The organism is Candidatus Chryseopegocella kryptomonas (genome assembly GCF_001536065.1).
Classification (GTDB): Bacteria; Bacteroidota; Ignavibacteria; order Kryptoniales; family Kryptoniaceae; genus Kryptonium; species Kryptonium kryptomonas.
The window spans coordinates 1-12,982 of record NZ_CZVW01000032.1; the positions used below are offsets into that span (position 1 = coordinate 1).

Below are 12,982 nucleotides of genomic sequence, written 5' to 3' on the forward strand. Positions count from 1 at the left end.
CATAAATACGATCGTTGTTCGCTTTCTTGGTTTTAATAATAGAATTCTTGCAGTTCCATTGCTTGATAGAAATGTTGATTGGTTGATGTTTTTAAGGAGAAAAAATTTGCCCTTGCCTTAATTTTCCAAAATTAATTTTTTAATGTTTTATGCGGAGTTTATCTCTTATTTTGTTTTTTCTCGGTGTTTGCTTGCTTCAGGGGCAAGATAAATTTTATGTCAAAAAAATTGTCTTTGTTGGGAATGAAAAAACGAAGTCGGAAATCATCGCAAGGGAATTGACATTTTCGGCTGGCTCAGTTCTTGACACATCTTTAATCTCATACAATGAAAATAGGGTTTATGGGACGGGACTTTTTAATAAAGTCAAGATCTGGTTTGAGAAAGATTCTGATAATACTGCTATCGTTTATGTTTGGGTAAATGAGAGATGGTATATTTGGCCATTTCCAATTTTAGGATGGAAGGACAGAGATATAAAAAAATTATACTACGGGGCTGGGTTAATTCACACAAATTTCAGAGGTAGAAATGAAAAATTGATTTTTTCATTTGCTCTTGGTTATGACCCGTGGATTGAGGTTGAGTATCAAAATCCATGGGTTTTGGGAAGTAAAAATTTGTTTTATTCTTTTGAAGCATTTTATCAAAGGGTGAAAAACAGAAGTAGATTGTTCAGCGCTTCTTTTTATGAAGAACATACAGCAATTAACTTTACGCTTGGGAAAAGGCTCGGGCTTTACAAAAAATTTTGGACGACGAGCGCTTTTAGAAAAATCTCAATTGCAAATGCTGAAACATCTCAACCAATTGATTTGGGCGTTGAAAAGACAATTTCTCCATCTGGAAAAGATGAAATTTTTATGTTTGGCTTTGGTTTCAGATACGATACAAGAGATATTCCGATTTATCCAAATCAAGGATTTCTTTTCAGCATTTTTTACAGGTATAATCAACTTTTGAATTTTAATGCTTCATTTTTGCAGGGTGGAGTGGAAGTTCAAATGTTTAAAAAATTTGCTCTGGGCTTAATAGCAGGACGACTGTTTATTTTAAATTCTTTTGGGAGAAAAATTCCTGTCTATTCACATTATTATTTTGGTTATGACGAAAGAATTCGGGGTTATTTTAACGATGTTTTTGAGGGAGAAAATATATTTGCGGGGACTTTGGAATATCGCATTCCAGTTATAAAGCAAAGATTTTTCAAGTGGGAGAAAGCGCCAATTGAAGAGTTCTCAATTTTAAAATTTGGCGTTGATTTTGCAATTTTTGGGGATATTGGAAGGACATGGTTTAATGGTGAAAATGTTTTGAAAATTGATTATTTGAGAGGATATGGCGTTGAGTTGAATTTTATCCTGCCGTATGATTTGCTCTTTGGGGTGGGGTATGCGTTAAATAATGCTGGAGGTAAACAAATTTTTGTTGATTTTAGGGCGGGATTTGAATAATTTGCAAAAATTATGCCAGTAGAAATTATGATTTTTTATTTTTGAGCGTAAAATGTGCGAAAATTTGCTTTTTTAAAAAAATTTTAGAATTTTGATGTGAGTTTAAAACAAAGAAAAAGAGGTGAGGTTGAAGAAAAAACATTTGCTCTCTGGAAAACCAATTAATCGCAAACCGATTGAACCTGATATAAGGATTACAAAACTTGTTGATGAGTATTTCCAAGCATATAACGCAGGGAGATTAAGAGAAGCGTGTCAGCTGTTCGTTGAAAAAATGCTTGAGGATGATGTTGTAGTTGGTATGAGTTTAACTGGGGCATTGACGCCAGCTGGACTTGGGGGAAGTTGCATTGTTCCACTTATTAAAGCTGGTTTCGTTGATTGGATCGTTTCAACGGGTGCAAATCTTTATCACGATATTCATTTTTCAATTGGGCATGAACTACATCGCGGAACGCCGTTTGTTGATGACAGAATTTTGAGAAAAGAGGGCGTAATAAGAATTTATGACATTCTTTTTGATTATGAAGTGTTGCTTTCAACGGATAAGTTTATAAGAGAAGTTTTAAAACAGCCAGAATTTCAAAAAGAAATGGGAACGGCGGAGTTTCATTATTTGCTTGGGAAATATGTTTATGAAAGAGAAAAAGCACTTGGTGTGAAAAATATGAGCATTCTTTCAGCTGCATATAGGTATGGCGTTCCAGTTTATGTTTCATCTCCTGGTGATAGTTCAATTGGTATGAATGTAGCAGCGATGGCTTTAAACGGGTATAAAGTTAAAATTGATGTGTCAAGGGATGTTAATGAGACAGCTGGAATTGTTTACTGGGCAAAATCAAGGGGTGGGAAAAGTGCAGTTTTGATATTTGGTGGTGGTTCTCCTAAAAATTTCCTTCTTCAAACCGAGCCACAGATTCAGGAAGTCCTTGGAATTGATGAAAAAGGACACGATTATTTTCTCCAAATTACAGATGCAAGACCCGATACGGGTGGTTTATCCGGTGCAACTCCATCTGAAGCGGTAAGTTGGGGAAAAGTTGACCCCGATAAATTGCCTGATGCTGTTGTATGTTATACTGATTCAACGATCGCAATGCCAATTCTTGTATCTTATGCGCTTGCGAAAAGAAAACCAAGAAAGCACAAAAATCTTTATCATAAACGGGATGAAATGCTGGAAAATTTGAAAAATGCACATTTAAAGGCGGTTTCAAAAGGAAAAGTGAAAATATAAAGTTTCATCCGCAAAATCAACTAAATCAAAAACTCAAAATTGGAGGTAGTTATGCATCACAGATTTCAACAGCTGCAGGAATTTGTAAATTCTCTTGAAGATGATTTCAGAAAGTTTTATGAGAAGGGCGTAATGTCTGCTGGGACAAGGTTGAGGAAAAAGATGCAGGAGCTAAGGAAACTTGCTCAGGAAATTAGGGTTGAAATACAACAAATCAAGCAGGAGAAGAAGGGAGCAAAAAAGACCGAATCAGCTGGTGAATGAGAAAGTTAGGGGCACATTTTTGTGCCCCTTCTTTTTTAAAGAAGTGTTATGTGGGTTATTTCTGGCGGGCAATTAAACCTTATCGGAAGCCCTACAACTCCAACACCTCTTGTCACATAAAGATGTGAGTTACCAAGTTTATAATGTCCTGCGACGAATTTTGAAACAAGCGAAGCCGGAGCTATATAAGTGTCGTCAATCTTCGCAAAAACTATCTGTCCGCCGTGTGTATGTCCTGAAACAGTTAATTCAATTTGATTGTATGCAAACTTTTGAAATGCATATGGCTTGTGCGAGAGAAGAATTTTTAATTTATTTTTCTCAACATTTTTGAGCGCTCTGTCAAGGTCTGCACCGTAGCGAAGATCATCAATTCCAACGATAAAAATTTTTTCTCCATTTACTTCAATTTTTTCATTTTCATTTCTCAAAACCCTCATTCCATTTTCTTCAAGCAATTTGGTTATCATTTGAGGTTGTCTTGCGAAAAACTCGTGATTTCCAAGCGTTGCAAAGACGCCGTATTTTGCTTTTAAATTTTTAAATGCATTCACAAATGGATAAATTTCTTCTGGGTCAGAAGTAATAAAATCACCTGGAAGAAGAATTAAGTCGGGTTGTAAATTTTCAATTGCACGGGCATATTCTCTCATATCTTCTTCTGTCATAAAAATTCCAGAGTGTATATCGCTTATTAGAGCAATTGTGAGACCTTTAAGTTCATCTGGTAAATTTTCAATTTTTATCTTCACTCTTTCAATTTTATAATCATTTCTTGCTAATGTTCCAAGCGTTGAACCTGCAAATGCGTAAGCGGAGACGCCGAAAAATGCAGTTTTTAAAAATTTTCGTCTTGATTCGTCAAAATTTTGAATTTTGTTTCTGTTAAGTTTTTTAAATATCGGCTTTGTAAATAGAGAGACAAATTTTGTTGTCATTAGCACAAGAAAAACAAAAATAGTTGTTCCTTGCCAGATTGAGAGTGGATAAAGTATAAGCGGATGGGTTAAATCAATGAAGTTTTGAAACTTGAAGATTCTGTCAAGGATTATGAGAAGTGTTGGAAGATTGAAGATGACAAAAATTGCAGGGAGAATTTTTGAAAAATTCTTAAATCTTGTCGTTTCTATGTAAAGTGTTAATTTTCGCAGTAGATAAATTTGAACGCCTGCGATTAATGTGAGCATAAAAATTGCAAATACAGACATATTTTGCTTTGAGAATTTGTTTTGGTTGAAAAAGTTTTTTATAAAGTTAATCAATTTTGATTTTTTGCAAAAGTTTTGCGAGGATTTTGAACTTGCATTGATTTTAAAAATTTTTTATATTTAATTTGAAATCTGGGCAGGTAGCTCAGTCGGTAGAGCAACGGCCTGAAAAGCCGTGTGTCCGCGGTTCGATTCCGCGCCTGCCCACTTTTTATTTTAAATGGGGTAATTGCATAATTTGACTTTTTTGATTAAATTTTATGCGAGATTATAAAATCGTGCTTATGTTATGACAGTTAAAGTTCAAGAAATATGCTTCCGATACAGCATAGAGCCCGTTCTTAAAAATATAAGCTTTGAAATTGAGCAGGGGGAATTCGTAAGTTTAACAGGTCCAAATGGTTCGGGTAAAACAACATTACTTAAAATTTTAGCACGCCTCCTCATACCTCAAAAAGGGAAAGTGTTAATTTTTAATCGTGATATAAATTTGTATCCAAGGAAAGATCTGGCAAAAATAATTGGCTTTGTTCCACAGGATAATTCATTTGTGTTCCCATATTCAGTTATGGAAGTTGTCTTGATGGGTAGAACACCATATTTGAAGGGTATAGGGTTTGAGAGTCGCAACGATATTGAAATTGCAATTGAAGTTATGGAGCTTACAAAGATAAGTCATCTTTCGCAAAAACCTATAACAGAGCTTTCGTTCGGGGAAAGGCAAATGGTTTTGATCGCCAGAGCGCTTGCGCAACAACCGAAAATAATTTTACTTGATGAGCCAAATGCTCATCTTGACATTTCACATCAAATTGAAATTTTCTCATTGCTTAAAGCGCTTGCGGTTGAAAAAGGTATAATTGTGATTTCTGTTTCGCACGATTTAAATTTGATTTCGCATTATAGCGATAAAATCATACTTTTATCAAAAGGCGAAGTTTACAAAATAGGCAAGCCAGATGTTGTTTTAACCGAAGAAAACATCAAAAATGTTTATGAAGCAGATGTGATCGTTGATCCTAATCCCGTAACAGGTAAACCAAGGATTACTCTTTTGCCCGACAAAATCGGGCACTTTGTAAATAAACTCAAAATAAAATAAGGAGAAAAAGCCATGAATGTATTTGAACTAATCCAGAAGCATGGTCATGAGCAAGTTGTCTATTGTTATGATGATTCTACTGGGTTAAAAGCGATAATCGCAATTCATAACACGGTTCTTGGACCAGCACTTGGAGGTGTTAGGATGTGGAAATATGAAAAAGAAGAAGACGCACTTTATGATGTTCTTCGTCTTTCAAAAGCAATGACTTACAAAGCAGCTGTTGCAGGACTTAATCTTGGCGGTGGAAAAGCAGTTATAATCGGTGATCCACAAACACAAAGAAGTGAAGCACTTTTTAGAGCTTTTGGAAGATTTGTCCAAAGCTTGGGTGGAAGATACATAACTGCGGAAGATGTTGGAACAGATGAAAAAGTTATGGAGTGGATTTACGCTGAAACAAAATATGTTACTGGAATTCCTGAATCATTGGGTGGAAGCGGAAATCCAGCGCCTGTTACAGCTTACGGTGTTTATGTTGGAATTAAAGCGTGTGTTAAGCAAGTTTATGGAAATGAATCACTTGCTGGTAAAAAAGTTGCAATTCAAGGAGCAGGTCAAGTTGGAAGATTTTTGTGTCAGCATCTTGCAAAAGATGGAGCAAAAGTTTATATAACTGATATAATCCCTGAAAAAGTGAAACAATGTGTTCAAGAATATAAAGCAGAATTTGTAGAGCCAGATAAAATTTATGATGTTGATGCTGATATTTTTGCGCCATGTGCTCTTGGTGGGATAATAAACGATGAGACAATCCCGAGATTTAAATTCAAAATCATCGCAGGCGGTGCAAATAATCAACTTCTTGATGAAGATAAACACGATAAAATGCTTATGGAAAGAGGAATTCTCTACGCACCTGATTATGTGATAAATGCAGGCGGTTTGATAAATGTCGGAAGAGAAGTTGAAGGTTATAGCAAAGAACACGCGATGAGGAAAGCAGAGGGAATATACGATACTTTGATGAGGGTTTTTGAAGTTTCAAAGAAAGAAAATATCCCGACGCATGTTGCATCAAACAGGATAGCAGAGGAAAGAATCGCAAGCGCTTTGAAGATAAAGAAAATATCTGTTGATTTTTCAACGAGGCATTTTGGGATAACAAGCAGACATTCAAGTTAAGTTTTTAACCAATGGGCGGTTCATCTTTTTCAGGGTGAATCGCCCTTTGTATTTTTAAATTAAAAATCGGGAGATATTATAGAAAAAGAAATACCAAATAGCGAGCAAGAACGTGTGGCGTTTAAAAGAAGATTAATTCGTGAAAGAGTTCTTCAAATGCTTTATGCTTATGAGTTATCTGGCAATTCGCCCGAATTTATACTTTCTGATTTATTCTCCGAGTTTCAAAGCGATAAAGATGGATACGAATTTGGCAAAGCACTTTTTATGTGTGTGATTGAGCATGTTGATGAATTTGATCAAATGATAGCAAAGAAGATAAAAAATTGGGAAATTGAACGACTTGCTTTGATTGATAAAATTGTCCTTCGGATGGGGATTTGTGAATTTAAGTATTTCCCAGAGATACCGCCGAAGGTCACGATAAACGAAGCCATAGAACTTGCGAAAAAATTCAGCACAGAAAGAAGCGGTAAATTTGTGAACGGAGTTCTTGATGCAATTTATAATGAACTTAAAGAAAAAGGTGAACTTGTGAAACAAGGGCGTGGTTTGATTGATAAAAGTTTGAGAAAAGAAGGGGATTAGGATGTGGGGAATAGATTTAAAATTTTCATCTGGACACTTTTTGACTTCGCAAATACTTCTTTTTCGGTTTTAATCTTAACAACAGCATATTCGGTTTATTTCAGAGAAATTGTAACTGGAAATTCTCAAATTGGCGATTTTCTTTGGGGACTTGCTTTTAGCATTTCAATGTTTATAGTTGCCTTCATATCTCCATTTCTTGGAGCGATCGCTGATTATGGCTCAAATAAAAAAACATTTCTTCTTATTTTCACCTTGCTTTGCATTGTTTCAACTGGATTGATGTTTTTTGTTGAAAGGGGAGATGTATTGCTTGGGATGATTTTGCTTATACTTGCAAACATTGGATTTGAAGGTGGGCTTGTTTTTTACGATGCTTTTCTGCCAGAAATAACAAGCGAGAGAAGTTATGGAAGGGTTTCGGGCTATGGATTTGCTATGGGTTATGTTGGCTCTTTTATTTCTTTGCTCGTTGCATTTCCATTTTTAAAAGGGGAATTTACGCCAGAAAATATGTTCAATGTCAGATTTACATTTGTCGTCGCATCTTTGTTTTTTCTTGTCTTCTCACTTCCATTTTTTTTGATCATAAAAGAGAAAAAAAATCCATCGCAGGAAAAAGTTTCGTATTTTAAAATCGGGCTTGAGCGTGTGAAATCAACTTTCAAAAACGCAACCAGATACAAAAACATCGGAAACTTTCTTCTTTCATATTTCATCTACGCAGACGGAATAAACACTGTAATAATCTTTGCATCTATTTTTGCAAGACACACTTTAAATTTTTCACTTACCGAAATACTAACTTTCTTTCTCACGGTTCAATCAACTGCAATTCTTGGTTCTGTTGTTTTCGGAGTGATAGCAGATAGCATCGGTCAAAAGAAAACATTGAGCATTACACTTTTGATGTGGGTGATAACTGCGATTGGGGCTTATTTTTGTGTTGATAAGACAAGTTTTTACATAATTGGGTTCATTGCTGGTTCAGCAATGGGCTCGTCTCAATCAACAAGCAGAAGTTTGATGTCAAAAATAGTTCCGTTTGAAAAGAAGACGGAATTTTTCGGGTTTTATTCTTTCTTTGGTAAATCATCTGCGATACTTGGACCTCTTGTTTTCGGGTTTGTTTCTTCTTTGACGGGGAGTCAAAGAATTGCGGTAATTTCGGTTGCTTTATTTTTTATAGCGGGTCTGATTTTATTGCAAAGGGTTAGAGAAGAAAAATTTCAGGGTTGAGTCGTTTTTAATTTGAAATTTCACCAATGACGAAAGGTTTTTCGTTCAAAATTTTTAATTCTGTTAAGATTTTATCTGCATCGTTTTTATCAACGATCAAAATAAGCCCGACACCTAAATTGAAAGTTCTTCGCATATCTTCTTCTGGGACATCTCCAAGTTTCTGAATTAGTTTGAAAATTTCTGGTCTTTCCCATGCGCTCCAATCAATTTTTATCTGCAGGTTTTGTGGGACAACTCTTTTGGTGTTTCCAATGATTCCGCCTCCCGTAATATGGGACATTGCGTGGATTTCAAATTTTTCAAGAAGTTTAGAGACAGGTTTAAGATAAGAGCGATGAATTTTGAGAAGTTCTTCAGCGAGTGTTAAGTTAAGTTCGGGGATAAAGTCGTCAATTTTAAATTTTTCAAGCAAAACAGCCCTTGCGAGGGAATAACCATTTGTGTGAAGCCCGTTTGATGGCAAGGCGATCAAAATATCGCCGGATTTAACTTTATCACCTTTTATGATTTTCTCTCTTTCAACGATTCCAATAATTGTTCCCGCTATATCGTATTCACCTTCTTGATAGAATCCGGGCATTTCCGCAGTTTCACCACCGATGAGAGCGCAGTTATTTTCTTCACACGCTTTCGCAATTCCCAACATCACCTGTTCAAATGTATCTGGATTTAATTTCCCTGTTGCGAAATAATCAAGGAAAAATAAAGGTTTAGCACCACAAACGAGAATATCATTTACGCAGTGATTTACGAGGTCTTGTCCAATTGTGTCGTGTTTGTTGACAAGAAATGCGATTTTTAATTTCGTTCCAACACCATCAACACTTGAAACAATGACAGGATGCTTGTATTCTTCAAATTTTATATCGTAAAAAGCACCAAAAAGACCTATATCGGCTAAAACTCGCTGGTTAAATGTTTTCTTCGCTAAATGTTTGATTTTATCAACAAGTTTATCTGCAAGTTCAACATCAACGCCTGCCTCTTTGTATGTTTTCATTGTTGTCTTTACTTTATTTTAAATCAAAAAACCCCGACCTTTTTTGGTCGGGGTTAGAAAAATTACAGCCCAAATCTTGCGTAGTTAATCCTGATATATTGTTGCCATTTCTCCGGCACCTCTGCTTCTGGGAAGATTGCTTCAACAGGGCATTCCGGCTGGCAAGCACCACAATCAATGCATTCTTGCGGATGAATGTAAAGTTGCATTTTCTTCTCACGCATCTCTTTGAGATGCTCCTCATTAGTCACATCATAACCTTCTGGACCATAAATGCAGTTAACGGGACAGACCTGGACGCAAGCGGTGTCGCAGACACCGACGCAGGGTTCGGCAATGATGTAAGCCATTGAGGTTCTCCTTGTTTTGTTTTTAAAGTTTGCACCAAAAATTTAAAAATAAAAAGCGAACTAAAAATTGACTTTTGTCAAAATTTAAAAATTACGGGTTTCACTGCGATTTTATCTCTGTCCAAAATCTATCAAGCAACCTTGTCACTTTTCCAAGATCTTTCATTAGTTCAAAATTTTTAAGCGTTTCATCGTCAGGGTATCTTTGAGGCGTGAGATATTGTGGGTTGATGAATTTTTTCGCTGAATCATTTACCGTCGCATATCCAGAAAATTCGCTCACACGTGCACTTATTTCGGGCTTGAGAAGAAAGTTTATAAATTTGTGTGCATTCTCAACATTTTCAGCTGATTTTGGGATTGCAAGATTATCAATCCATAAAGTTCCACCTTCTTTCGGTAGGACATAAACTATATTTGTGTCTGTCTCTGAAATTTTCACAAGTTGTCCGCTCCATCCATGCGCTATCCAAACATCGCCAGATAAAATTGCCTGATCAAATCCCGAGCTGTTGTATTGCTTGACAAGTTTTTTCTGCTTCATTAAGAGGTCTTTTGCTTTCAATAAAACAGTTGTATCGGTTTCATTTATTGAATGACCGAGCAATTTCAAAGCAACCGCAAAGCATTCCCTCATATCATCAAGCATCAAAATTTTTCCAGCATATTTTTCGTCAAATAAAGTTTGCCATGAATTTGGAACTTCACCAAGTTTATCTTTTCTATACGCAAAGCCAGTTGTCCCCCAGAAAAATGGGACGGAAAAATTATTTTCTGGATCAAACTCTTGATTTAAAAATTTTTTGTTGATGTATCTTAAATTTGGAATCTTTTGCTTGTCAATTTTTTGAAGCAAATTCTGTTTTGTTAAAATTTGAACCATATAATCAGATGGAACAACGACATCATATTTGCTTACGCCCGTTTGCAATTTCTCAAGCAATGCTTCGTTTGAATCGTATGTGTCAAGATTTACACTTATACCTGTTTCCCTCTCAAATTTCTCAATCACATCTGGCGATAGATAATCAGACCAGATGTAAACATTGACTTTGTTCTTGTTTCCAGCGCAGGAGATAAGAAGAGATGCGAGAAATAAAATTAACAGTTTCTTTCTCATTTCGTCATCAATAATTTTTGTGATAAAATTATGGCTGTCGTCGTTGTAAGAAGCATAATTGTTGAAATTGCGTTTATCTCTGGTGTAACGCTTGTTTTAAGCATTGAATAAATTTGAAGTGGAAGAGTGGTTGATGCAACTCCAGAGACAAAAGATGTGATGAGATAGTCATCAATTGAAAGCGTGAAGACGATCAAAGATGCCGAAATTATCGCTGGTGAAAGTAAAGGCAAAGTTATTCTTTTGAAAACCTCAAATTCATTAGCCCCAAGATCAAGTGCCGATTCCTCAATTTCTCTCTCAATGTTTTGTAATCTTGCAAGCACAATCAAAATAACATAAGAGATGCTAAATACCACATGTGCGATTATCACAGTTGTGAAGCCAAGCGTTATCTTGACGAAACCAAAAAAACTTAACAATGAACCAGCAAGCACAATTTCAGGAATTATAATTGGCAAATATACAATGAGCTTGAAGCTTTCTTTAAGTTTAAAATCAAGTTTTCTCAAAGCCATCGCCCCAATCGTTCCAAAAACTGTTGAGATAAATGTTGCAAGGAAAGCAATAATCAAACTATTTTTCAATGAGTTTAGAAGAATTTTGTTCGTTATAAGCTTTCCATACCATTGTAAAGAAAATCCTTCCCAAATTGTCGTCCATCTTGATTTGTTGAACGAAAGAATTATCAAAACAAAAATCGGCAGATATAAAAATGCGTAAACGGAAGCGATGTAAATTTTAAATAAAAGATTGCCAGCTGTCCTCATAATTCACTTTTCAACTTGCTTAACTGTTTCGTTAACCCAATTCAAGTATGAATCCGAACCTTCAATTATAGGCAAAGCGATTATTTCGGGAACTGTGTATTTGTGAAGTTCTTTAACACGCTTAACAAGTTCTGGGAAGACATCTTTTTTCGTTTTAATGATGATCAAGGATTCAAAATCATCTTCAATTTTACCTTGCCAGAAATAAATTGAGTTAACTCGCTCAATTATGTTACAGCACGCAGCGAGTTTTTCTTCAACGAGCGTTTTTGATATTTTTCTTGCCTCAATTACATTTGGAGTTGTTATGAAAACGACTATAAAATCTGTCATCATAGCTTCCGCTTTTGTTTTTGTGAAATAAAAATATGAAGTTGATTTGACAAGTTCAAGTTTTACGATGCTTGAATTTGCTTTTTAGCCGAAAATGTTTTAACTTTATTTAGATTAAATTTAAATTGCTTGAAGATATGGCGAGCGCAAAATTAATTGAAAAAGCAAAAAGAGATTTCACAAGTTATTTAAGGCGAGGAAATTTACGAGCAACCGAGCAAAGATATGAAGTTTTGGAAGCGATTCTTGGAATGGAAGGGCATTTTGGAGCAGAGGATTTGTTTGTTAAGATGAAAAGTGAAGGGAAAAAAGTTTCAAGAGCGACAGTTTATAACACGCTTGAACTACTGTTTGAACTTGGCGTTGTATCAAGACATAAAGTCGGGAATGTCTTCATATATGAGAGAGCGTTGGGAAGATCGCATCACGACCATTTAATTTGCGTTAATTGTGGGACGATAATTGAATTTACAAGTGAAGAAATTGAAAGAATTCAAGATGAGATTTGCAAGAAATACAAATTTAAACCGATAAGGCATACTCATCAAATTTTTGGTCTTTGTGCAAAATGCGCAGAAAAAGAGAAATAGATAATGAGATTATGCGATTGATAGATGCCGAACCAGGTATGGAACTTGAAATATGTGAGTTGCCATTGGGAAATTTGAAAACGCAATTTGTTCGTCTTGGCGTGACGGAAGGTTCAAAAGTTAGATGCTCCCATAGATTGCCCGGTGGAACAATTATAATTACAAAACGACATCAAGAAATAGCAGTCGGAAGTGAAATAGCAAAGAAAATACTTGTCAAAAAAATTTGAAACTTATAAATGCATACACATCAAGTAGTTGATACAAAAACGGAGAAAAAATTCAAAAAACTTGTCCTCGCTGGAAATCCGAATGTTGGGAAATCAATTTTCTTTAACTATTTAACGGGTTTATATGTAGAGGTGTCAAATTATCCGGGGACAACTGTTGAGATTTTGAAGGGAAGATATAAAGATTTCATCGTTTATGATACGCCTGGGATTTATGGGCTTTCTTCTTTTAATGACGAAGAAAGAATTGCAAAAAATATAATTGTTGATGCAGATGTTGTTTTAAACATTGTTGATGCGGTTAACCTTGAACGAGATCTTTTCCTCACTCTACAACTTATAGATTCCGGGAAACCTGTTGTCGTTGCT

The 12,982-nt window shown here is 35.5% G+C and carries 16 protein-coding genes and 1 tRNA gene; 11 read left to right on the forward strand and 6 right to left on the reverse strand.

Annotated features, from left to right (window positions below):
• Positions 1 to 191: 191 nt before the first annotated feature.
• The 3 genes from AWW83_RS09215 (at position 192) to AWW83_RS09225 (ending at position 2,955) form a co-directional block, all read left to right on the forward strand.
• Positions 192 to 1,454, forward strand: coding sequence for a BamA/TamA family outer membrane protein (locus AWW83_RS09215; protein ID WP_159421168.1), 1,263 nt, complete (start codon positions 192 to 194; stop codon positions 1,452 to 1,454).
• A gap of 127 nt (positions 1,455 to 1,581) precedes the next feature.
• Positions 1,582 to 2,691, forward strand: a complete 1,110-nt coding sequence (locus AWW83_RS09220) for a homospermidine biosynthesis protein (RefSeq protein WP_234697296.1) — start codon at positions 1,582 to 1,584, stop codon at positions 2,689 to 2,691.
• Between the two features lie 51 nt (positions 2,692 to 2,742).
• A complete protein-coding gene (locus AWW83_RS09225; protein ID WP_092351085.1) occupies positions 2,743 to 2,955 on the forward strand; it encodes a histone H1 in 213 nt (70 codons plus the stop codon).
• Positions 2,956 to 2,990: 35 nt separating this feature from the next.
• On the opposite strand, the gene AWW83_RS09230 is transcribed toward AWW83_RS09225, so the two are convergent.
• Positions 2,991 to 4,163 carry a metallophosphoesterase gene (locus AWW83_RS09230; RefSeq protein WP_092351086.1) on the reverse strand — a complete coding sequence of 391 codons (1,173 nt, stop codon included), beginning with the start codon at positions 4,161 to 4,163 and terminating at the stop codon, positions 2,991 to 2,993.
• A gap of 134 nt (positions 4,164 to 4,297) precedes the next feature.
• Here AWW83_RS09230 and AWW83_RS09235 point away from each other — a divergent pair.
• The 5 genes from AWW83_RS09235 (at position 4,298) to AWW83_RS09255 (ending at position 8,217) form a co-directional block, all read left to right on the forward strand.
• Positions 4,298 to 4,370, forward strand: a tRNA-Phe gene (locus AWW83_RS09235).
• Positions 4,371 to 4,452: 82 nt separating this feature from the next.
• Positions 4,453 to 5,265 (forward strand): ABC transporter ATP-binding protein, encoded by an 813-nt coding sequence (locus AWW83_RS09240; RefSeq protein WP_092351087.1) that lies wholly within the window; start codon positions 4,453 to 4,455, stop codon positions 5,263 to 5,265.
• Positions 5,266 to 5,277: 12 nt separating this feature from the next.
• A complete protein-coding gene (locus AWW83_RS09245; protein WP_092351088.1) occupies positions 5,278 to 6,390 on the forward strand; it encodes a Glu/Leu/Phe/Val family dehydrogenase in 1,113 nt (370 codons plus the stop codon).
• A gap of 114 nt (positions 6,391 to 6,504) precedes the next feature.
• Positions 6,505 to 6,978: a transcription antitermination factor NusB gene (nusB, locus tag AWW83_RS09250; RefSeq protein WP_092351089.1), complete on the forward strand. Its 474-nt coding sequence runs from the start codon at positions 6,505 to 6,507 to the stop codon at positions 6,976 to 6,978.
• A gap of 3 nt (positions 6,979 to 6,981) precedes the next feature.
• Complete coding sequence (locus tag AWW83_RS09255) at positions 6,982 to 8,217, forward strand: MFS transporter (RefSeq protein WP_092351090.1); 1,236 nt, start codon at positions 6,982 to 6,984, stop codon at positions 8,215 to 8,217.
• A 7-nt stretch (positions 8,218 to 8,224) separates the two neighbouring features.
• Here the strand turns inward: AWW83_RS09255 and purM are convergent, their stop codons facing one another.
• The 5 genes from purM to cutA all read right to left on the reverse strand — a co-directional run bounded on the left by purM (position 8,225) and on the right by cutA (position 11,796).
• A complete protein-coding gene (gene purM / locus AWW83_RS09260) occupies positions 8,225 to 9,220 on the reverse strand; it encodes a phosphoribosylformylglycinamidine cyclo-ligase (protein WP_092351091.1) in 996 nt (331 codons plus the stop codon).
• Positions 9,221 to 9,282: 62 nt separating this feature from the next.
• Complete coding sequence (locus AWW83_RS09265; RefSeq protein WP_092351092.1) at positions 9,283 to 9,570, reverse strand: 4Fe-4S dicluster domain-containing protein; 288 nt, start codon at positions 9,568 to 9,570, stop codon at positions 9,283 to 9,285.
• Positions 9,571 to 9,670: 100 nt separating this feature from the next.
• Entirely contained in the window at positions 9,671 to 10,690 is a 1,020-nt protein-coding gene (locus tag AWW83_RS09270; RefSeq protein ID WP_092351093.1) for an ABC transporter substrate-binding protein, read from the reverse strand.
• Positions 10,687 to 11,460, reverse strand: a complete 774-nt coding sequence (locus AWW83_RS09275) for an ABC transporter permease (RefSeq protein ID WP_092351094.1) — start codon at positions 11,458 to 11,460, stop codon at positions 10,687 to 10,689. The genes AWW83_RS09270 and AWW83_RS09275 overlap by 4 nt, the downstream gene beginning before the upstream one ends.
• Before the next feature lie 3 nt (positions 11,461 to 11,463).
• The gene (cutA, locus tag AWW83_RS09280) at positions 11,464 to 11,796 is read right to left on the reverse strand and encodes a divalent-cation tolerance protein CutA (RefSeq protein WP_092351095.1); all 333 of its coding nucleotides are present in this window, start codon (positions 11,794 to 11,796) and stop codon (positions 11,464 to 11,466) included.
• A 134-nt stretch (positions 11,797 to 11,930) separates the two neighbouring features.
• Here cutA and AWW83_RS09285 point away from each other — a divergent pair, with 134 nt between their 5' ends.
• The 3 genes from AWW83_RS09285 to AWW83_RS09295 form a co-directional block, all read left to right on the forward strand.
• Positions 11,931 to 12,383: a Fur family transcriptional regulator gene (locus tag AWW83_RS09285; protein ID WP_092351096.1), complete on the forward strand. Its 453-nt coding sequence runs from the start codon at positions 11,931 to 11,933 to the stop codon at positions 12,381 to 12,383.
• Positions 12,362 to 12,613, forward strand: a complete 252-nt coding sequence (locus tag AWW83_RS09290; protein ID WP_234697297.1) for a FeoA family protein — start codon at positions 12,362 to 12,364, stop codon at positions 12,611 to 12,613. The genes AWW83_RS09285 and AWW83_RS09290 overlap by 22 nt, the downstream gene beginning before the upstream one ends.
• A 9-nt stretch (positions 12,614 to 12,622) precedes the next feature.
• The coding region (locus tag AWW83_RS09295) for a FeoB small GTPase domain-containing protein (protein WP_200754004.1) at positions 12,623 to 12,982 on the forward strand (360 nt) is incomplete at its 3' end.